Annotated in this window: 12 protein-coding genes; 5 read left to right on the plus strand and 7 right to left on the minus strand. The window is 42.6% G+C overall.

The window, feature by feature from the left end:
• Nucleotide 1 precedes the first annotated feature (1 nt).
• The 7 genes from LV83_RS00065 to LV83_RS00100 all read right to left on the minus strand — a co-directional run bounded on the left by LV83_RS00065 (nucleotide 2) and on the right by LV83_RS00100 (nucleotide 12,006).
• Nucleotides 2-1,846, minus strand: a complete 1,845-nt coding sequence (locus LV83_RS00065; RefSeq protein ID WP_111609485.1) for a glycoside hydrolase family 2 protein — start codon at nucleotides 1,844-1,846, stop codon at nucleotides 2-4.
• A gap of 77 nt (nucleotides 1,847-1,923) precedes the next feature.
• The gene (locus LV83_RS00070) at nucleotides 1,924-2,913 is read right to left on the minus strand and encodes a virulence RhuM family protein (protein ID WP_111609486.1); all 990 of its coding nucleotides are present in this window, start codon (nucleotides 2,911-2,913) and stop codon (nucleotides 1,924-1,926) included.
• A gap of 73 nt (nucleotides 2,914-2,986) precedes the next feature.
• Nucleotides 2,987-4,522 carry a glycoside hydrolase family 43 protein gene (locus tag LV83_RS00075; RefSeq protein ID WP_111609487.1) on the minus strand — a complete coding sequence of 512 codons (1,536 nt, stop codon included), beginning with the start codon at nucleotides 4,520-4,522 and terminating at the stop codon, nucleotides 2,987-2,989.
• A gap of 610 nt (nucleotides 4,523-5,132) precedes the next feature.
• Nucleotides 5,133-6,179 carry a family 43 glycosylhydrolase gene (locus tag LV83_RS00085; protein WP_111609489.1) on the minus strand — a complete coding sequence of 349 codons (1,047 nt, stop codon included), beginning with the start codon at nucleotides 6,177-6,179 and terminating at the stop codon, nucleotides 5,133-5,135.
• 90 nt (nucleotides 6,180-6,269) lie between these two features.
• On the minus strand, nucleotides 6,270-6,974 hold the full coding sequence (locus tag LV83_RS00090) for a DUF3823 domain-containing protein (RefSeq protein WP_111609490.1): 705 nt from the start codon (nucleotides 6,972-6,974) through the stop codon (nucleotides 6,270-6,272).
• A gap of 24 nt (nucleotides 6,975-6,998) precedes the next feature.
• Entirely contained in the window at nucleotides 6,999-8,867 is a 1,869-nt protein-coding gene (locus LV83_RS00095; protein WP_111609491.1) for a RagB/SusD family nutrient uptake outer membrane protein, read from the minus strand.
• Nucleotides 8,868-8,883: 16 nt separating this feature from the next.
• Nucleotides 8,884-12,006: a SusC/RagA family TonB-linked outer membrane protein gene (locus LV83_RS00100; protein WP_111609492.1), complete on the minus strand. Its 3,123-nt coding sequence runs from the start codon at nucleotides 12,004-12,006 to the stop codon at nucleotides 8,884-8,886.
• A gap of 653 nt (nucleotides 12,007-12,659) precedes the next feature.
• On the opposite strand from LV83_RS00100, the gene LV83_RS00105 reads away from it, so the two are divergent.
• From LV83_RS00105 to LV83_RS00125, 5 genes are all read left to right on the plus strand, one after another.
• Nucleotides 12,660-16,733 carry a hybrid sensor histidine kinase/response regulator transcription factor gene (locus LV83_RS00105; protein ID WP_111609493.1) on the plus strand — a complete coding sequence of 1,358 codons (4,074 nt, stop codon included), beginning with the start codon at nucleotides 12,660-12,662 and terminating at the stop codon, nucleotides 16,731-16,733.
• A 238-nt stretch (nucleotides 16,734-16,971) separates the two neighbouring features.
• Entirely contained in the window at nucleotides 16,972-20,082 is a 3,111-nt protein-coding gene (locus LV83_RS00110) for a PVC-type heme-binding CxxCH protein (RefSeq protein ID WP_111609494.1), read from the plus strand.
• Between the two features lie 6 nt (nucleotides 20,083-20,088).
• Nucleotides 20,089-20,640 (plus strand): plastocyanin/azurin family copper-binding protein, encoded by a 552-nt coding sequence (locus tag LV83_RS00115; protein WP_111609495.1) that lies wholly within the window; start codon nucleotides 20,089-20,091, stop codon nucleotides 20,638-20,640.
• A 51-nt stretch (nucleotides 20,641-20,691) separates the two neighbouring features.
• Nucleotides 20,692-21,450 carry a ThuA domain-containing protein gene (locus LV83_RS00120; RefSeq protein WP_111609496.1) on the plus strand — a complete coding sequence of 253 codons (759 nt, stop codon included), beginning with the start codon at nucleotides 20,692-20,694 and terminating at the stop codon, nucleotides 21,448-21,450.
• Nucleotides 21,451-21,587: 137 nt separating this feature from the next.
• Nucleotides 21,588-22,703, plus strand: a complete 1,116-nt coding sequence (locus tag LV83_RS00125) for a Gfo/Idh/MocA family protein (protein ID WP_111609497.1) — start codon at nucleotides 21,588-21,590, stop codon at nucleotides 22,701-22,703.

A 22,703-nucleotide genomic window follows, 5' to 3' on the forward strand; every position in this document is an offset into this window, starting at 1 on the left:
ATTACTTAGTATATAAAGGTGCGTGAATGCTTTTCATCTTTGACACATCAAATTTGATGACTTTTCTGTCATATGTCATCAATCCGTTTGTCTCTATTTCCACATCAGTAGTCTGTGTGTAAACTGCCGCCGAAAGCCCTGCTTCAATCAATTCTCCAAGCTTAGTCATCAGACCGGCATAGCGATCGAATAACTCATCCTGATTCTTGAAACTCTGGTAGCCCCAGTTGTCTTTTTGCTGCCATACGTGCCCATCCACAGGAAGTCCCAGACCTCCAAATTCACCTAAAACAAGGATGTTTTCCCTACCAAAAATCCCTGGAGCCGGCATTTTCGCATCCGGGTAATTGTGCAAATCGATGATGTCACCTGCTATTTTTGTTCCTTCCATTTCGAAGTTGCCACCACTGGCACTATTTACCAATCTTGAAGGATCATGATTTTTGGTCCACTGGGTGATTTGTTTGGTTTTAAACTGTCCCCAAGCTTCGTTGAAAGGCACCCAAACCACGATGGAAGGGAAATTATAAAAATCATCCATGATCTCTTTCCACTCTTCTCGGAAAATCGCCTCAGACTCAGGAGTTCGATCACGGTCTGTACCACTTCCCAATACACCTACCTTCATCTCCCAACCGTTTCCCATATCACCACTCGGCATATCCTGCCACACAAGCATTCCCATCTTGTCACAGGCATGATACCAAGTGGCAGGCTCCACCTTCACATGCTTTCTGATCATATTGAAACCCATGTCCTGAGTCTTCTGAATGTCAAAAACCATTGCTTCATGGCTAGGTGCGGTGTACAAACCATCTGGCCACCAACCTTGGTCGAGCGGACCATATTGGAACAAAAACTCGCCGTTTAGCATCATGCGTTGAATGCCATTCTCATCCGGGGCCATGCTGATTTCTCTCAAAGCCGCATAGCTTTCTACAGCATCGACTACTTTCTTTCCTTCAATTAATTCTAGTTTCAAATCATACAAAACCGGATTTCCCGGAGCCCAAAGCTCAGCATCTTTGATGGTCAACTTGGCTGTTTGAGATGGATTGATCGTTTGCTCAGCGAGCATGATACCATCTTTCCACGCAGCTACTTTCACCAGCTGTCCAGCGGCGGCATCAGCCACTTCTGGAGTCACTATGATTTGTCCGGACTGAATATCAGAGGCATTTCTCAAACCGGAAATGTAGGAAGCAGGAACTGTTTCCAACCAGACTGTTTGCCATATGCCAGTCACCGGAGTGTACCAAATGCTATTCGGATTCTTCACCTGTTTGCCTCGTGGCTGAGGGCCATCATCAGACGGATCCCACACGCGTACTTGTAGATTTTGGGATTTTCCGGATTTCAGAAACTCGGTAATTTCAAAGTCAAATGGGTCATAGCCACCTTGGTGTTTTCCCACACTTTTCCCATTTACAAAAACCTCCGTTTCCCAGTCAGATGCTCCGAAATGCAAAAGAACTTTGTCCTTGCTTGATTTCTTAGGGGTGGAAAAAGTGGTGTTGTACCAAAGCTCATTGTCTTTACCCACTGTTTTTCCTACACCCGAAAGCGCGGATTCTACGGCAAAGGGAACCAGAATTTCTCCATCAAAACTTGTTGGAACCGCCTGACCTTTTGGCTTGATAGCATAGTCCCAAAGTCCGTTCAGATTCACCCAGTTCTCTCGGGTCATTTGTGGTCTTGGATATTCCTGATGCACATTTTCAGGTGTCACCTGAGCTGCCCACTCGGTCATGATTTTCCCTTCTACAGGTTTGTAAGGGGAGGTTTGGGCTGTCGCAAAGTGCTGCGCAAAAAGCAGACACGCGCCAATAATGAGGGTTATTTTCATAGGTATATGAGGTTTATTGTTTTTGTTTTCGAGGAAAGAATTTCTTATTTGATAACTTCTTCAGTTATGCCTCGGCCTTAATTCTTTTTCAATTGTTTGATTTTTTTGTCAAAGTCAGAGATGATTGTTTGAGTCTTATTGAAGTCTTCATATTCACTCACTGCTTTTTTGTCCGCCTGTAGTTTGGATATAACCCCTTTGCCAGTAAGTACTTTGTACTCGTTAAAAGTTAGAAATTTGTTTACACTTTCCGCAAGACCTTCCATGGTGAACGTGTTTTTTCGTTCTATTAGTCCTTCTATGTAGTCAAAGTATCCTGTAACGGCTCTTTCCAATTGCGAGATTTCGTTTTCCTGAAGGTAGTTTTTAGCTATGATAACATCGGATTTTAACACTCTGCCATCTGGACTATTTTTCCAAGTTGTGAGTCCCATATTATCCTTCTTTGCATCTGAAGAAAGATGAATGATTTCAGCTGCCGTTTTTCCCGTGATGGCAAAATGAAACTTATTTTGAACCATGGCATAGAAGTTTTTCGTGATCTCGGACTTAGGATTGTAGTCGATGCTGCATTCAGCAAAAATATCGGTTACTTGTTGGTAGATTCTGCGCTCGCTCGCTCGGATTGAACGAACTCTGCGAAGCAATTCCTTAAAGTAATCTTTGCCAAAGGTGGTAGTGCCCTGTTTTAAACGCTCATCATCCATAACAAAACCCTTAATGATATACTCTTTTAAGGTTTGCGTAGCCCAGATTCTAAATTGAGTTGCTTTGGATGAATTGACACGGTATCCGACAGAGATAATGGCGTCTAAGTTGTAGAACTTTGTTTTGTAATTTTTGCCGTCAGAAGCAGTTGTTTCCAAAATGGAAATAACTGAATTCTCTTGAAGCTCACCTTCTTCAAAAATGTTCGTTAAGTGCTTGCTTATTGCTGGTACATTCACACCAAACAATTCACTCATAGCTTTTTGGGTCAACCAAACACTCTCATCCTGCAGGAAAACCTGTACCCGAACTTCACCTGATGGCGCAGTATATAGCAGAAAGTTGTTTACATCACTCATTGTCTAAATCAAGATTTACTTAAAAATGCACGATGGAATATTCTTGATACCTACTACTAATTACTAGCTACTGCTAATAAATCCTCACTTCCTTGAAATGCGCATAGGAATCTGTTCCTCCCTTTGCCACTAATCCAAGTCGGAAGCCCATGCCCCAAGGGACTAAATGCTTCACATCTTGTTCTTCGCCAACTTGAATTGCTCTTCCATCCACGATAGCTGAAGTAGTCATTTTATAGCCGTCCTTCATGCTCAGGATCAACTTGACTTCTTTGCTATCAGGAATTGTTTGAGTTGCTATTTCTCTGGTTTCTTGGTTGATCGTCTCCCAAAGAATCAGCTGATTTCCTTTTACTGAAATGCCCATTCCAGCCGGAGGAGCACCAAATCCGTTATTTGCCCCTCCGATCACCGCCAATCCTGCAGCTGCTTTCTCATCTGGAATAACTGTGGCCTCATAGTGATAATCCAATGATTTGGTGCCTTGCACCAAAAGTGTTCCCAGCATTTCATTTTCAGTTGAGGCTTGCAGTTGCAGACCAGCTTTACCTGTTTCGTATTGAATATCCTGAGTCACACGCCATTGCCAAACTGGATCGAGTCGTTTTTTGAAATTATCAGTGAATTCCAGAGAAGCTTTACTTCGTTCATAGCCAGCATTATTGGCTAAAATTGGCCAGCCATCAGCAGTCCATTCTATTTTCTCCAAAACTCCCTGACGTCCCACGTACACAGATCCTTCCGTATTATAAGCATGATAAAGCATCCAAAAATCTCCGTCTTTCTCCACCACAGTCCCATGTCCAGCGCATTTCCAGTTTTCATTGTCTTTTAAAACTGGGTTCATGTCATACTTTTCCCAAGGTCCCAAAAGCGTTTTGCTTCGAGCTACTCCCGTGACATAATCACAGCTGATTTCGCAGCAGCCACGGGCGGAATAAGTCGCATAGAAGTAGCCGTTTTTTTGAAAAATGGCGACGCCTTCCACGAGTCCACCTTCCCAGGGCTGGTCGTTGCGGAAAAGCTCATGTTTCTCTCCGATTAATTCAGTACGATTTTCGTTCACTTCCTGCGCCCATATCGGAGTTTTTTGACCCTTGCTGTTTCCGTCTTCCTTCCACAGCACATAGAGTTGCCCATTTTCATCACGTGTTTCAAAAGCATCGATCGAACCGTATTCCTGAGCTACAAGGGGACCGTGGTCAGTAAATTGACTTTCCGGAGAATCAGCACTGGCTACTGCCACAGAGAGCCGATTACTTTCTTTGTCCCGTGCGGTGTAGTAGGCGTATATTTTCTTTTGCTCCGCATCGTAAGAAAGCTCTGGCGCCCAAAAATTATTTTTCGCCCAATCCGGTGCACCAGCGGGAAAAATATAATTAACCAATTCCCAATTCACCAAATCTGTGGACTTGAAGATCGGAAAAAGCGGCGCCCATTCATTGGAAGTGGCGGAAGCGTAGTAATACTTGCCGATTTTCACCACCGTCGGATCAGGTCGATCACCTGCCAAAACGGGATTGTCAAACGCACGGTTTTGGGCAAATCCTACTGCCGAAAGTCCCAGTATCAGGAAGAAAGCAGTAGCTGTTAAAAGAATTCTTTTCATTGATTTTTGGGTTATTTTCTAACTGTAGAAAAGCAGGGGGGCTAAGCTTTACCACTAATTTTCTTCGGATCATCATTTAAGCATCCCTTCTCTATGGAGAAACAGTTATAGTTCTCTCCTAGGTTTGCTGTAAGGCCATCTTTATAGACGAAAAATCTAAAGCTTTCTGGCCTTTCGGGAAGCTTGATCATCAACCGGGCGCCTTTGGCGCCCGGTTGATGAAGTAAAATTGATTTGTATTTTCTGTGGGGATTCGGTCTACGATCGTGACCGAGTTATTAGAGTTTTTGGTAGGGTTGCAAGAAATCAGTTGTGCACTGAGAAATAGTGCAAGGGCTGATTTAAAGTGGTTTCTTGACATTTTTAGCAGGTTTTGGGACAATGAAAGTTCCCGAGATTGCTACGCCTTGTTTCAGACTAGGCTTGATTTTGGTCGTGTTTCTAGTGTAAGTCTTTTTCATAATAGGTTTGGGTTTTTGTTAATAAATGAGTTTAAACCCCAAGTTAACAATGTAAATCTAAAATGGCCTTCATTATTGAAAGCAAAATGTAAATGTCTCCAAACCTTTTTTGAAATTTATATACTTCTATTTCAGGTTCTTGGAAAAATCTAATCCAAAATGGGAGATTGCTGACTGGTGGTACTAGGTTCTCTACCTGCCACACTTGGCCAGCCATTTGCCCAGATTAACTTATCCAAAAGCAATACTCGTCGATTAGTGCCATTATTCAGTTTAGGCTTTTGTTTTGCCATTCCATGATACAATAACCAATCCTGACCTTCAGCATCAGTTACAATTTCGGCATTGTGTCCTGGACCTGCATAGCCATTTCCGCTTGTATTTCTGCCTACCACTAAGGTGCCGGAACCTGAGTCCATCAAGCTTTTGCCATCCTTGTCCAGATAAGGCCCTTCCAACTTCTCAGATCTGCCTACCAACACTCTGTAGGTACTATTGGCTCCTTCGCAGCATGTTCCAGCAGAACCGAACAAGTAATAGTATCCGTCTTTCTGATAGACATAAGCAGCTTCGAGGTGATTACCTGCCACTTGAACTTTTACACCAGTTGGCTTTTTGCCATCGGCAGTTAATTCTGTTAGATACAAACCATGGAAACTCCCCCACATCAGGTATTTCTTGCCGTCATTTTCGATATAAAATGGATCTATGGAATTCGCAACGCCAATTTCTTCTGAGTCAAAAACCTTCCCTTGATCTACAAATGGTCCTTCCGGCTTGGCAGCAATTGCCAATCCCACTCCAGGGTTAGGGTCTCCCCAAGTAGAAAATGAATAATACATATAAAATTGGTTGCCTACCTGAGTTACATCTGGAGCCCAGATGCCTCCTCGTTCTTTCCAATCAGGCTTTTTGTCCATCGAATTGCCCACCAATTCCCAATTAACCAAGTCTTTTGATTTGATCACAGGAACTAGGTGATAACCACCTTCCTCTCCCCAATTGTCTTCTGTGCCGTAAGCATAGAATTCATTTCCTACCTGAACCACTGTTGGATCTGCCAATACAGGCTCGAAAACAGGATTTGTATAGTTGAGCGTATCTGTTTGCTGCGGATTATCGGAGTCTATAACTTGACCGTCATTCGTCGCTGAGCAGGAAGTAAAAGCAAGTAAAAGGCAAATGGATAGGTACATATGATATTTTTTTCTAAACATAAGATAAAATAGCCGGGTCACCCAGAACCCATCTCACTGGCTGGGATCGCCGGCTTATCCATAAGAGGCTTATAGATTTACTTTGACAATTTGCGAAAATATTCTATCCTCTACACCTTCTAATTTTACTCCAATGCGTGCATAGGCGTAGTTCTGAGTAGGAACTCTATCCGGAACATTCACTTCCATAGAGATGGAAGATAAACCTTCCAAGTCTCCTCCGCCTCTATTTGCGGTAGCGATACTGGTTCGGTTATCCACAAATGAGGTTTTACTTACGTAAAGAGAAACCTCCTGTATATTCTTGGCATTGGAATCAGTGATAATCTGTTCTAAGTCAAAAGTCGCTGTTACTTTGTCCGTTCCACCGCTGATGGAAGCGTCGCGAATCATATAATAAGGCATCACCTCTATGTCCATGGTACGACTTCCTGTGAGACTGATAGGAATTGTGTCATTACCTGATTGATCATTAGTGATCTTTCTGAATGGTCCCTGATTATTTGGTATGATCATTTTATAATCCCCTTTGAATAGAAGGGAAGAATAAGATCCATCCTGATCAACAGCGACGCCGATATTGCCAAGTCGCTGCCAGCCAGATTCCCAGAGCTCGATGTAGACGTCGTTATAACTCACGCCGATTGGCTCTCCTTGGTATACGATCCTGCCTTCCAATTGGAAGCTAGGCTCGTCGTAATTGTCATATTTACAGGATGCTAGGGAGGCTACTATTCCCATCATTCCCAGTATATTTTTGAAATTTAGTTTCATTACTTATTGAGTTTAGAGGAATACTTATTGATTAGGATTTCTGACAATCATCGGATTGTTGTTTCTCACATTATCTCCTATTAGAGAATAGTAATTTCCTAATCTGAATCTGTGTGCATTGAAAACCGGGGCAGGTAGAAACTCTTCGAAAATCCACTTTTCATGATTCGGAGAACCTGGCTCATAATATTTGAATGGCTTCAGACCAAAAACCCGTGTACTAACTGCCAAAGCATTACCAGGATTATTAGTGAGATCTGTGGTCTCACCGTTCCAAACTCGGTGTGCCAATCTCCAGCGCTTTTTGTCCCATAGAATGTGATTCTCAAAAGCCAACTCGACCTTACGCTCATGCACTATTCTGTCAAAATCAATTTCGCTTGGCGTCAAATCAATCGGGAAGCCAGCTCTTCGTCTCACCTGATTCATGTATTCTGCAGCTTTGTCCAACTGATCCAATTCAAAAGCAGCCTCAGCAGCATTCAACAGAATTTCCGCATACCTGAATCTTACCAACCAAACCGCAGAACCAGTACCTCTTTGACCAGAGCCTACAGATGTATCTACATATTTTCTTAAGTAAAAACCGTTTTGAGCTGACCATTCCAATTGATCAATTGGGCCGTCAAAACCAACAACCTGCTGAAGACCGGATCCTCCAGGCAGAGTAGCTTGCCCACCTAATTGGCCAGAAGTGATCACTGATCCGTCAGCTAACTTATAACCGGCCCAGATATCTACTTCTTTGCCTCTGAAAGTTGAGCCCGGTACGATCACCGTTCCCATCAATCTCGGATCTCTTCCTTCGAAAATATCCATTGGATCATCGTAATAAATAGGATCTCCAGACGCATCTTTTGTAGGCAATTCTGCGAAAGTATTGTCAAGTAATTCATATGACTGAATGAGGTTAAGCGATGGATTCATCTTTCCTCCGGAAGTATTTTCCTCTCTTAGTGAACGAGGGATATTCTCAATGGTAAACCCGTGAGTTCTTCCTTGGACTAGGAAGTCCTTGGCCATAATGATCTCATTGTTCGAGTTTTTATTGAGGAAAATATTGGAATAGTTCTCTGACTTGTCTGGATCCTGGTCATACAGCTCGTATGTTCCAAGAGCCATTACTTCCTCTGAAGCTTTTAAAGCCTTGGTATAATATCCATCAGCCATACTGGAAGGAATGCCCACCTCTCCACCTGGAAGAGATACCTCAGGAGTCAATTGACCATAATTGGCAATAGATCCGGCATATAACGCTGCTCTCGAAATCAGCGCAAGTGCAGCACCTTTGGTTGCTCTGGATTTTGTGTTTCCGTTTGGAAGATCATTTTTCACAGCTTCCATCTCTTCGATCACAAAGTCATAAACTTCGTGCTCCTTAGCTCTAGGATGTTGGAGGTAAGTTGGGTCACCGCTGTAGTCATATTCCAAAGGCTCCAATATTAATGGTACGCCACCCATTCTCTTCACATGCTCGAAGTACACCATAGCTCGGATGAACTTGGCTTCAGCCAAAAATCTGGTTTTTGATTCCTCAGAAATTTCGGTTGCTTCTTCACATTTCCGTATGAAAAGATTCAGGTCCCGGATGTAGCCGTAGTCCCACATTCCCCAGTCACCATAGCCATACTCTTGGTTTTGATGTCTCCAATAGTCGCCAGCGTTGCTCGCAAAAGTCTCATCGAAATTGGCATATTCCCACCAGTTTTCCAGTCCCTGATAATCTGGAAGTCTATTGTACAGATCAGCCAGCACGGAGAATACTAAGTCATCATTTGCCCAAACCTGATCTTCTCCAAGAATATCAGTAGGTTCTCTATCTAAAAACTCGTCATTGTTACATCCTGCAAAAGCAAGGAAAATGACTAGGTATATATATTTCAAATTTTTCATTGTTCGTTCGGGTTTATTAGAATGACACGTTGAATCCCACATTGACCACTTTATTCTGTGGATACTGCAAGCCATTTTCATCTGCTACTTCCGGATCTATTCCGAACTGATGCACATTATCAAGCGCAAACAGGTTGAAGCTGCTCACATATATTCGTGCTCTGGACATATTCCATCTGTTCAGCACTTTCTCAGGAAGTGAGTATCCCAATTCAAGGGTTCTCATTCTTAGGTATTTTACGTTAGTCAGCCACCAGGTAGAGTTCTTGTTGTAGTTACTATGGCCACCGGTGTTGAATCTCAATGGAGGGTTTTTACCTGGAATCCACTCACTGTTGATGTCCAAAATATCTTCTCTGTGATAGCGGTCGTCATACATGGAGGCCAATAGGTTTCCGCCGTTTTGGTATGGCCAGCGCATTTCCCAATTTTGATTGTAAGAGTACATTCCTCCACCAGAGAAGTCAGCTGTAAGGTCAAATCCTTTGTATTGGAAATTGAAGTTTAGACCAAAATTCAAGCTTGGTAGAGCACCAGATTGGTATCCAATTGGGCGCACATCATAGCCATCGATTTTGCCATCCATGTTTACATCTTTGTAGATCAAATCTCCAGGCAGCAAAGTCTTGTTTCCCTGTCCGTCGATATTAACCGGATAATCGTTGATTGCTTCGAAAGACTCAAATTGTCCAGTGACTTCATATCCCCAAAAAATCCCGTTGTAACGACCTTCACGGGAGTTTCTGTACTGATCCCAAGATGAACTGAAGGTTGGGTTATAGGATTCTACAAATTTGCTTCTTGAATAAGACACGTTACCGCCAATTCTGAATACTAAGTCACCTGCTCTTCCATTCCAATTGATAGCGGCTTCAGCACCGGAATTAGAATCCGAGTTTAAGTTTTCATCTGTCAAGCCATAACCAAGCTCCAGCGGTAAGAATATATCATTTCGTACACCTCTAAGGCCAGTTCTTTTTCTATTGAAATAATCCAAAGCCCCTGTGATTTTGCCACTGCCAAAGGAGAAGTCTATCCCTATATCTGCTATCGTTGCCACGTACCAGGAGAGGTTGTCAATTGGCTGACCTGTATTTGCAGACCCCTGGATATTTTCTCCGTCTACAATTACCGTGGAAGATCCATATCTGTACCCAGTGAGGTAATCAAATGGGCCGATTCCAATATTATCATCACCCAGTTGTCCATAAGATGCTCTGATTTTAAGTTCATCCATATTCAAATTGCTGGAGAAATCATCCATAAATCCTTCTTCAGAGATTCTCCAGCCCGCAGAAACGGAAGGGAAGAAGCCCCAGCGATTGTCTGGTGAGAATTTCCAGGAAGCATCTGCACGACCTGCTACCTCAAGTAGATATTTGCCCGCATAGTCATAATTTACACGTCCCACATAACCGATTCTGGCCTCTACTTGACGCTCGTCATTATAAGTGTCTGTATCAGCAAACTCAATAATGTCCAAGTAATTATTGGTAGGTACTGAGTGCAGGAAATTATAAAGACGGGTTCGCTCGATGCGCTCGTTCAAAAAGAATGCGGATACATTGTGCTTTTCGGCAAAGGTCTTATTGTAGTTCAAAGAAAGCTGCCATACATTTTCCATGATTTTAGTCTGACCCCGATCTCGGTATGGGTTGTCATTTCCCCCGGATCTGAAATACTCATCCGTCTCAGGATTGTACCCAAACACATCATAAGTGTATTCAAAGGTGTTGAACATGTTGTCTGCCAAATAGTAGGAATACATTCCTTTGGCTTTCAGGCCTTCTACAATCTCGTATTCAGCGATAAAGTTGGTCTGAAGCACCTGCCACTTGTTTTCATAAAAACCGGTACGGTCATAGTTTAGCAGCGCCCAATTCGTCTCGATATTGTTGATGTTAGCAGGATAATCAGGATTGTCATTGGCGTACGGCCGCTCGGTTGGTCTATTTCTGAAAAGCGCAAACCTTGGCTGCCAGTAATCATCTCCACCGGGAACACCTGGGTTTTCACGGTTTTCTATACGACCGTTGATCTGCATTCCTACAGTCAACTTATCTGTGATTTCGGTCGTGATATTTGACTGAATGTTAGTTCTATTAAATTCAAATTCATCTGAGAACACGGACTTTTGATCAAACCGGGTTACAGATAAATAGTAATTCGTGCGCTCTGATCCACCGGAAACTGATGCATTGAAGTTACTTTGAGGCGCATTTCCTTGGATTATAAAATCCTGCCAATCAAATGACCTGTAGCCATATTCAGTACCCTGCTTCCATTTTTCCAATTCTTCAGCAGTGATATTGGTATTACCAAACTGGTTAATATCGGCATCTGCTCTACCCAGCATCCATTCGTAAGCATCCACTCCTTCTGGGAACCTGGACCAGTTTTGGACTCCGTAATATCCATTGATGTTGATAGTAGGAGTTTCTCCACGTTTGCCTTGCTTGGTTTTCACCACGACTACACCATTTGCAGCTCGGGAACCATAAACGGCCGCCGATGCATCTTTAAGTATGGTGATACTTTCTATATCGCCCGGAGCTAGGTTGTTAAACTGTCCTTCGTCCTTTTGGATTCCATCAATTACGAACAAAGGCGTACCCATATTTCGAATCTGAAGCCAAGCTCCAGCGCCAGGTCTGCCATCAGGCTGACGGAAAGCTAAGCCTGCCATTTTACCGGCTAGCGCACCAGATACGGTTGCAGATGGGGCTTTATCAATATCCCGACTTGTTACATTCGCCACAGCACCGGTGATAGTTTCTTTTTGCTGCTCTCCGTAACCGACTACGATTACTTCATCCAGGCTTCCAAGATCACTTACTAATTCTAAATCCAGTTCGGTCTGGCTTCCGACTAATACTTCTTGGGTTTTGAATCCTATAAATGAGATTCGGAGTGAAGCATTATCACTTTTTAATTCGAGGACAAAATTACCGTCCAGATCTGTGACGGTTCCGTTAGTCGTTCCTTTTTCGAGGATACTGACCCCAGGCAAAGGCTCTCCAGAGGACTCTTCGAGGATCGTGCCTCGGATCGTGGTGCCGGTCTGAGCTAGTAGCGGCAGTACCGCTAACATCCCTATAAGGAGCATCAGAGTAGATTTCATGAGAAGAAGTCTTTTCATATGATTTCATTTTGGGTTAAAAATTATATAAATAAATAGGTGTTCGGTTTAGGCAATATTTTCCAATGAAGCCTTGAAAAAGGCACTTTCAAACATTTAGAAATAGAGGGAAAACACTGCGTTAGCCTGTGTAAACAATCTAGTAAGCTAGATCTTCAGGCTAGGTGGGAGTTGGTGTTTTTAGCATAGAGGTTTATTGAGGGTTATGTGTAAATAAATAAGTATCGAATAGGAGCTTTATCTTAAGTGAAAAGGCTCTTTTTCCGATAGTATAAAAGTAATTTCCACCGAGGCGAGCTTATATCACTAATACTTCAAAAAATAAAAGATTTACCGCTCCAGCTTTTCGTTAATCTTGTTAAAACTCTAAAATCAAAATATAATTCTGACTTTTGGTTATTTATCTAGTATTTATGTGTCAAATTTGTTGTTAATTCTTTAAAAAGTAAATCAATATTCTGAATTTAATAAGATCTAGATAAACTGGTCCGAAATCGATTGCGAACTGAAAAGTCTAGTAGGGTAGTTTTGTAACTTATCGGTCATCAAATGATAAAAATTCTCCAATCATTCATCAGAGAATGTAATTATTGAGTTCAAAATGAGCTAGCTAGGCGGATTTTGATAATTTCAGCATTACAACCCAAAATCCTATGACCTGGTCAAAAAGTAGAATGGCAGGTTTTCTAAGCCTCATTATTCTCCTGTCTATTTTCAGTCATGCATTAGCGCAGGACAAGCGCTACTATTTCCGGAATTATGATATTAATTCAGGTCTCTCGCACAACTCTGTTTTTTCGATTTTTCAGGATCGTCAGGGATTTATGTGGTTTGGGACCAAGTATGGTCTAAATCGATTTGACGGACAGCGATGGAAAGTGTACAATTCGGATTCAAAAGGCAATCCAGAAGATAAATTGGGGAGTGATTACGTCCATGTAATCCATGAGGATAGAGATGGAATCTTTTGGCTTGGGACGGATGAGGGGATTTATCTCTTCGACAAATCACTGGACAAATTCACGGCTTTTCCTTACCAAACAGCAGACGGACAATCTCCAGTAAACATTATTTCTTCTTTGGCTGAGGACAAGGATGGAAACATCTGGATTGCCGGTAATAATCAAGGAATATTCAGGTTTGATTTTCAGAAAAAGGAGTTGGAGCTTCTTTCCCATGACCCAACTAAAAAAGGAAGTCTTCCTGCGGGTAGTGTTTCATCTGTGAAAGTTGATGTTCAAAATGTGGTTTGGGTAGGTCTACTTGAGAAGGGAGTTGGGCGATATATTGAAGACAGTGAAACTTTCTCCATGTACATGGATGAGGATGGCAAGCTCACTCAGGATCAGGTTTTAGGCTTGCAGGACTGGGGGGATTTCATGTTGATTGGCACCAAAAATGCCGGGGTGAAAAAGCTCGAAAAAAGCAGTGGAAAGATTACAGATCTGCTCACAAAAGATGCAAAGGGGAATCCTATCTACGTCCGTGATATGCTCCAATTCAGCCAAAATGAACTTGGGATAGGCACTGAATCAGGGCTTTTCATTTATGATTTTGTGACCAATACCTTTCAAAATCTTCAAGAGAATTCGGATGACCCTTATTCCCTTTCCAACAATGCGATCTACTCACTTTGGAAAGATACTGAAGGGGGTATTTGGGTAGGAAGCTATTTTGGAGGTGTGGATTTCCTACCAAATCAGGCGGTCAAATTTGAAAAATACTACCCTATCACAAATGCCAATACTATTAGTGGCATGCGGGTAAGGGAAATGGTAGGAAATGGTGACGGCAAGATTTGGATTGGAACTGAAGATGCTGGTTTGAATCTTTTTGATCCGCAAACAGGAAAGTTTGAGCAATTGTCTACCGGTGATTCAGATCGAGAGCTGCCTTATAGAAACGTCCACGGCTTGGCAAAACAAGGAGACAAACTCTGGATAGGCACATTCAATACAGGAGTAAATATACTGGATACTTCAACTGGAAAAATCAAAAAAATCACCTCGAATACACCGGGGTCCGGATTGACGAATGATGATCCTTTTGCAATACTTGCCGATAGCCGTGATAGAATTTGGATTGGAACTCCAAGTGGGCTTTTTCTTTTTGAAAAAGGTAATGAACAGTTTAGAAAAATAGAGGAGTTCAGAAATTACTTTGTGTATGATCTGCTTGAAGATGAATCAGGAACGATCTGGGCAGGAACTTACAATGATGGTTTGATTAGATTCAACCCGGACACTGAAGAAACTTCACAGTTCGTCCCCGACCCATCCACAGCTGGAAGTATTCCGCATCAGACAGTGATCGATCTATATGAGGATTCTGGGCATACACTTTGGATCGCTACTGCCGGTGGTGGTTTCGCAAAATTCAATAAGGCAGATCAATCCTTTACATCCTACACCATCGAAAAGGGATTTCCTGCAAATACCTATTTTAAGATACTGGAAGATGATTTAGGAGCACTTTGGCTCACTTCTAATAAAGGTCTTATCCAGTTTGATCCGGATACTGAGGCTTTAAAATTATTTGATGAAAAAAGCGGGCTGATCCCGAGTCCCTTCAATTATCGTTCTGGATACAAAGCAGAAGATGGTACGCTGTACTTTGGCTCGCAGGGAGGATTTATCTCTTTTCAACCTGATAAAATCGAATCAAGTAATTCCCCTTCCAAACTTATTTTCACCGGTATTGAGCTGTTCAATGAGGAAATCCCCATAGATCCTGAAGATGGAATTCTCAAAAAATCCATTTTATACACAGATAAAATCTCGTTGATGTCCTACCAAAACTCCTTGACTTTTGAAGTAGCATCGCTGGGTTATACGAATTCTCAGAATTGGAATTTTCTCTATCGATTGAAAGGATTGGAAAAAGACTGGCGACAAATGTCTGAATCCCAAGCTATTTCCTATTCATATTTACCTCCTGGCAATTACACACTTCAGGTCAGGTCTCCACAGGCCCAAGGTTCAAATACTTATCAGGAAACCGAGCTTGAAATTGAGATTCTTCCGCCATTCTATAAGACATCTATAGCCTATGCTATTTATCTGCTGGCCATAATCTTACTCGCTTATTGGATTATTTCCTTTTATAAAAACCGGGTAAATAATCGCCATCAGGTTCAAATTAACTTACTCGAAGCTGAGAAGGAAAAAGAGCTTTACGAAGCCAAAATCGAGTTTTTCACGAATATCACCCATGAGATCAGAACTCCCTTAACCTTGATCAAGGGGCCTTTGGAAGATATCCTCAGTAAGAATAGAAATACAGATCCAGAAGTGAAAAATGATCTGCTGATCATCGAAAAAAATACCAATCGCCTGATCGATCTCAGCAATCAGCTGCTTGATTTCCGGAAGACAGAGCAGCGGGGATTTAAGCTGAGCTTTCTCAAAACTGAAATCTGTGGCATTCTACAGGAACTCCATGACAGATTTAAGGTGACCGCAGTACAATCCGGTCTAAACTTCACCATGGAGAAGTCGACTGCCACGCTTTTCGCAGATGTAGATAAAGAAGCTGTGATCAAAATTCTGAGCAATCTTTTGATCAATGCACTGAAAAATGCGGAAAGTATGATTCACATTCGACTGGAATATGAACCTTCTTCCCCGTCAGTTTTTTACATAGAGATCTCGAATGATGGCGATCTTATCCCTAAGGAAATGGCCGAAAAAATCTTTGAGCCTTTCTTCCAAATTGGGGATAACAATGCCTCCAAAGCAAATCAAGGCACTGGATTGGGATTGCCCTTGGCGAAATCTCTGGCAGAAATGCACCATGGCACATTGATAATGGCTGAGGATCGCGATCTAAATCGATTCGTTTTGGAGCTACCGATCAAGCAGAAAGACGCCATACATTTTGAAGAGGAGAATGACTTAGTTTCTGTTGTAAAAGATGATGAAGAAGAACAAGTCATTTTACCTGCAAAATCGAAGAAGAAAGGTAGCCTCCCTGCTATATTACTGGTAGAGGATAATAAGGAGCTGCTTCAGTTTTTGGGGGAAAAGCTGAAAGGGAAATATGTGATTCATAAAGCAGCAAATGGTCTTTTGGCTCTTGATGTATTGAAAAAAGAGCCGATTGATCTGGTAATTTCCGACGTGATGATGCCTGAGATGGATGGCTACAAACTCTGTGAACATATCAAATCAGATCTGGCTACCAGCCATATTCCAGTTGTGCTCCTTACGGCAAAAAATAACATCAATGCGAAAATCACCGGATTGGAAATGGGGGCAGATGTGTATCTGGAAAAGCCTTTTTCACTGGAATTTCTTTACCTGCAGATCAAAAACTTACTTCAGCATAGGGATCAGATCAAAAAAGCTTTTGCCAGCCTTCCTCTTGTGAATTCTGACACCATCGCCCATTCCAAGGCAGATGAGGAGTTTTTGAAGAAGATCAATGAAGCGATTTTGGCAAATATAGAAAATGAGCTTTTTGGAGTTTCAGAGCTCGCAGACCAACTTAACATGAGTCAATCCAGCTTGCTTCGCAAAATCAAAGGAATTTCTGAATTGACGCCAAATGGCTACATCCGCCTTGTCCGGTTAAAAAGATCTGCAGAATTGTTGGGTGACGGACTTCATAGCATCGCTGAGATCAGCGAAATGGTGGGTTTCAACAGTCCTTCCTATTTCACCAAATGCTTCCAAAAGCACTTCGGGGAGCTTCCGAAGGATTTTGTTAAGAAAGCTGATGTGTTGTAGGAGACATGCTATAAACACATGAGTTAATTAAAGATACAGATGGTCAAATTCTCCTCCAATTGGTAATCAGCCTGTTACAAAAACAGCTAACTTCCAAAAAGAAGGGAATTTGCTATTTTTTGAAGTTTTGGGACTAATCAAAAAGTATGTCAATGGCTAGTTTTACAGCCTAAGATGAAGCAAAGTCCTCACTTTAATTCATCATCTTATTGATAAACCCTGATAAACCGAATTAATCATGCGATTAAGTAGAAACATTACTGTTCTATTCCTGCTTTTTGCGACTTTTTTCTTAAGTCTCAATTTCACTCCAACTGCGCTAGCATTTAATAGTAAACCGGAACCTCGCCGAGCCGAAGTGCTTTTTCTCGGACACGCCAGCGAGCATCACAATTCCAGATTATACGCACCTTGGCTTGCAACTGCGCTTTTCGCAAGCGGAATAAATATTACTTACACCGAAAAACTGGAAGATCTCAATACCGAAAATCTCTCTAAATATGATGGTTTGGTGATCTACGCCAACCACGACGTGATTTCAAAAGAGCAGGAAGCAGCGATGAAAAGTTTTGTGGAGGGCGGCAAAGGATTGATTCCGCTACACTCTGCTACGGGCTGTTTCAAAAACTCAGATTGGTACATAGAAACTATCGGTGGGCAGTTTGCCTCCCATGGTGAAGGCGATTTCACAGGAAATATTGTGGCTCCTAATAATGAGGTGATGAAAGGGTTAACACCTTTCGAAACTTGGGACGAAACTTACGTGCATCAGCGAATCAATCCTGACATGACTGTGCTAATAGAGCGAGTTGATGGGGATCATAGAGAGCCTTACACCTGGACGAGAAATGTGGGTAAAGGCCGCGTTTTCTATACCGCTTATGGTCATGACGAGAGAACTTGGAAAAACGAGGGCTTTTTGGAGTTGGTAGAAAATGGTATTTTCTGGGCAATGGGTGACGATGTCAAAGCAAGTGTTGCTGCTCTTAATATTCCTGATGTTTCAATTTACGATGAGAAAATCTCGGACTTCACAGCGAGATATGAGGTGCCAAAAATGCAGGATGCATTGACTCCGGATGAATCCAAGAAACTGATTCAAAAACCAGTAGATTTTTCCATAGAGCTTTTTGCTTCAGAGCCAGATATTCAAAATCCTATTGCGATGGCATGGGACGAAAGAGGAAGACTCTGGATTGTAGAATCTGTGGATTACCCAAATACTTTTAAAGAAACTGACGGTCTGGCCAATGACCGTATCAAAATATGCGAGGATACCGACGGCGATGGCAAAGCTGATAAGTTTACCGTCTTCGCCGATGGATTGAATATCCCGACCAGTATGGTATTTGCAAATGGAGGAATTGTAGTTTCTATGGCTCCTGACTTTGTCTTTATGAAAGATACAGATGGTGATGATGTAGCTGATGTGAAGAAAGTCATCATGACGGGCTGGGGCAAAAATGATACGCACGCAGGCCCATCCAATCTACAATACGGATTTGATAATAAAATCTGGGGAGTCACTGGATATTCTGGATTTAACGGAACTATCAATGGAGAGCAGATGAGTTTCCCGCAGGGTATTTATCGATTAGACCCTGACGGAAAAGACTTTGAATACCTGGCTGGATCCAGTAATAATACTTGGGGACTGGGCTTCTCAGAAGACAACAACGTGTTCATGTCCACTGCAAATAATACGCACGCAGGATATTATTCCATTCCTGCCAAATATTTGCAGCGCGTATTCACTAAAGCTGGCGAAGGTGAAGCTACACCGGAATTTGAGATCCAACCGATCCAAAAAATCGATGGGCATTACGATGCCCATGCCATGACTCCAAACTTAAGACAGGTGGATGTGGTCGGTGGGTTTACCTCTGCTGCTGGATTTAGACTGTATACTGCTAGAGATTTCCCGAAGGAATATTGGAACAGAATCGCTTTTGTAAATGAGCCTACAATCCGATTGACGCATAATGCGATTGTAGAGCCGAATGGAGCAGGTTTTAGCGAAAAAGATGGATGGAATTTCCTGGCAAGTTCTGACGAATGGTTCGGACCCGTTCAGGCAGAAGTGGGGCCTGATGGAGCGGTTTGGGTAGCAGATTGGTACAATTTCATCATACAGCACAATGTCTTTGTGGAGCGCCAAGCTCCATCCAGAATGATTCTGCCTTTCGAAGATCAGCCGCATGGCCAGGGCAATGCCTTCCAGAGTAAGCTTCGCGATACCAATCATGGTAGAATTTACCGAGTTGTCTATAAAGACGGCAGCAGTGATAAGCCGATGAAACTTTCTAAGGAAGATTCAAAAGGTCTGATCGCAGCCTTGAAAAATGATAACATGTTCTGGAGAATGACTGCGCAACGATTGCTTGTGGAGTCTGGAAACCAGAACGTATTCGGTGATTTGTACAAAATCGTCAATGATAAATCTGTGGATGAAATTGGGCTAAATAGCCCTGCAGTCCATGCCCTGTGGGCACTTCATGGCTTGGGAGCTTTTGAAGGGAATAATGCTGAGGCAATCAAAGTTGCGACTACTGCCTTATCGCATCCTGCTGCTGGCGTAAGAAAAGCCGCGATAGCCGTGCTGCCGAATTATCAGGCAACAACTCAGGCGATTAAATCCTCTGGCCTGACTCAGGACAAGGATCTGAATGTAAGAATGCATGCGATCTTGAAGCTGGCTGAAGTTCCTGGAAGTGCAGAAGCTGGCGCAATGCTTTATCAGGCTAGTTTGGAAGAGGCAAATGCCAAAGACGACTGGTTGCAAAAGGCGATTTTCGCAGCGGCAGCTGAGCAGGGTAAATTCTTCACAGATGCTATTGGTGGGGAGAAAACTGACCTCACTAACCGATTGATGACTTCCGTGGCAAATGAGAAATACGAGCTAGGGAGAAGAAGTACGCTTCAGTATTCTCCAGATGTAAAAGGCAAAGCAATTTCCATTTCAACGCAGATTTCTAAGAGACAAGATCAGGAGCCTTTCGGCGTGATTACCGCGCACGGAGATGCTCAAAATGGATACACGTTCTATCTGGAAGAAGGCAAGTTGCACTGGATCGTGAAGCAAAACGGGAAATCTTTTGAAGCTGTAACAAGTGCAGTACTTCCAGAGAGCTATGAAGCTCAGGCAAATTTAGCTCAAGATGGAAAAATGGAAATCTTGGTTGACGGAAAGTCTGTAGCTACATCCAAAGCCAACGGAGCTTTCAGCGGCAAACTTGCGCCAAGCGTAAGATCCGGCCGTGACTTCGGTGGAGATAGAAATGTAGGGCCGTACAAAGACGAATTCAGCTTTGAAGGCAACCTGAGAAATGTAGTATTAGAGTTAAAATAACAACCCATGATTAAAGCAACCTTATTTCCTATGGCAGCTATGCTGCTGCTAGGGAATTGGTTTTCTCCAAAAGAGGTGAAATCGTCTGAAGCGATTGCTTTTTGCGAAGCAAAACCAACTGTAGAAAGCACAGACCAACCAACAAGTAACCTCCGAATTGAACGAAATGAAGAAGATCGAGTGACAACGATTTTGATCGAAGTCGTACCTGAAATGATGAAGTTTAGTCTGGATACTTTCAAAGTTAAAGCAGGTGACAAAATCATTTTGGAGATTGATAACCTAGATGGGATGGAACATAACCTCCTTATAGCCAAACCAGGAACCTTGGACAAAGTTGGTGCAGCGGCAGATGCCATGCTGAGAGATCCTAAAGCTTCGGAGAAATTCTACGTTCCTCAAATTCCCGAAGTACTTTTCTCCACGAAGATGATTGGCCCGCAGGAATTGTACACATTGACATTTACTGCACCGACTACTCCCGGGAAATATCCATTTGCCTGCACATTCCCAGGTCATTGGAGAATGATGAATGGTATCATGCTCGTGGAAAGTTGATTTTATATTGAGCTATACATTAACATTAACAATACTCAAACCCATTAAATTATGAAAACAACTCGCAGAGTAAACCTAAAAGGACTTCTCAAATTAGGTCTGTCTTTTATCCTGACTTTTGGATTGATGATGAACCTGAATGCTGAAACCAAGGAGAATCCAAACTCACGACGCAAGCCAATAAAGGTTCTTATCGTTGGGGGAAATGCATCGCACGATTTTCAAAAATGGTACAAAGAGGTGGATGCCGCTACTCTGGAAAGAAATGGTTTAGCCGAAGTTACTTACACGGAGGACACCGATAATATCAAAGATTATCTGGACACCATCGATGTGCTTTTTCTCTCCAATAACAAACCGATCAATGACCTTGCCACCCGTGAGGCAATATTTGCTTTTGCAGATGCTGGTAAAGGAATCATAATCGCCCATGCAGGCATGTGGTATAGCTGGAGAGACTGGCCAGAATACAATAAAGAACTGGTAAGTGGTGGCTCAAGAGGACACAACCGATATGGGAAATTCAATGTGGATCTGACTGATGTAAAACATCCAGTGACCAAGGGCGTTCCCGCTCACTTCTCCTTGGATGATGAATTATACTACCAAAAAGTGGATCCTGCAGGTCCTGGAATTGAAGTTCTAGCCAATGCCAGTACGGAAGGAAGTGAGGTTTTCCCATCCGTTTACATCGTCAAGCATGCAAAAGCGAAAATCGTGGGCATCGCATTAGGCCATGATGCAGCTTCCCATGAGCTGGAAGCCTATCAAACAATGATCCGAAACGCTGTAAAATGGGCAGCTAAATAATTCTCTCAACCTATGAGTTTCTCGGTCTGCGCCTGTACGCCGTGGAGTATCTCCACAGACCGAAATATCAAAATGAGTTTCAAACCTGTTGAACCTATCTTTTTAAACAATAAATCAAGAACCTAAAGTATTTACAAATGAGTCAAAAGCAAATCACTGTAGTTATAGTCGGACTGGGTTTCGGCAAGGAGTTTATCCCAATCTATCAAGCACATCCAAACATTAAAGCTGTTGGTATTTGTACCAGAAATCCGAAGACAATCGACGAGTTGGCTACGAAGTTTAACCTGGACAGAAATCTTTGCTTCACCAATTTCGATGATGTACCTAATCGTGAGGACGTGGATGCGATTCATATCGTGACTCCTGTTCCTGATCATGCAAGAATGACTTTGGCATCTCTCAATGCAAACAAACACACGGCTTGTACCATTCCTATGGCGATGACAAAGGAAGATTGTGCAGCGATTGTGGACGCAAAGAGAAAGTCAGGCAAAGTCTATATGATGATGGAAACTGCGCTTTATACCCGTGAATTTTTATACGGATTGAAGTTGGCAGAAACTGGCCAGTTAGGAAGAATCCAGATGGTAAGAGGTTCGCATATTCAGGATATGAGCATGCCAGGTTGGGATGAATACTGGAAAGGTTTCCCGCCTATGCTGAATGGTACGCACGCAATTTCTCCGCTTTTGAGAATCAACAATACTAAAGCTGAAACTGTGGTTTGTCACGGTTCTGGTCGATTGAGTGAAGATCTGGCAAGTCGTCATGGATCTCCCTTTGCGATGGAAACGGCAACTTTTACCCTGAAAAACTCAGACGTAATCGCCGAAGCTACACGTTCACTTTTTGATGTGGTGCGTCAGTACCGTGAGTCTTACGATGTCTATGGCACCAAGATGTCTTTCGAATGGGAGCAATTGGAAGATGAAAGCCATGTGATCTTTGATGGAGGAGAAAATGCCAGAAGAATTGATGTGCCAGACACAGATGAGTTGCTGATCGAACCGATCAAGCATTTCACCAAGAGACAAACTATCGACGATCCAAACCACGTGTCATTCCTACAGGGAGCCGGTCATGGAGGTTCTCACCCACATTTGGTGCAGGAATTCGTAGCGGCGATTGTAGAAGGAAGAGATTCTGCAGTTGATGCTGCTATTGCAGCAAACTATACCTGTGCGGGAATTTGCGCACATGAGTCTGCCATGAAAGGCGGGGAGAGAATTCAAGTTCCAACCTTCGATTAA

Origin of the sequence: Algoriphagus yeomjeoni (assembly GCF_003259505.1) — a bacterium.
Lineage (GTDB): Bacteria > Bacteroidota > Bacteroidia > Cytophagales > Cyclobacteriaceae > Algoriphagus > Algoriphagus yeomjeoni.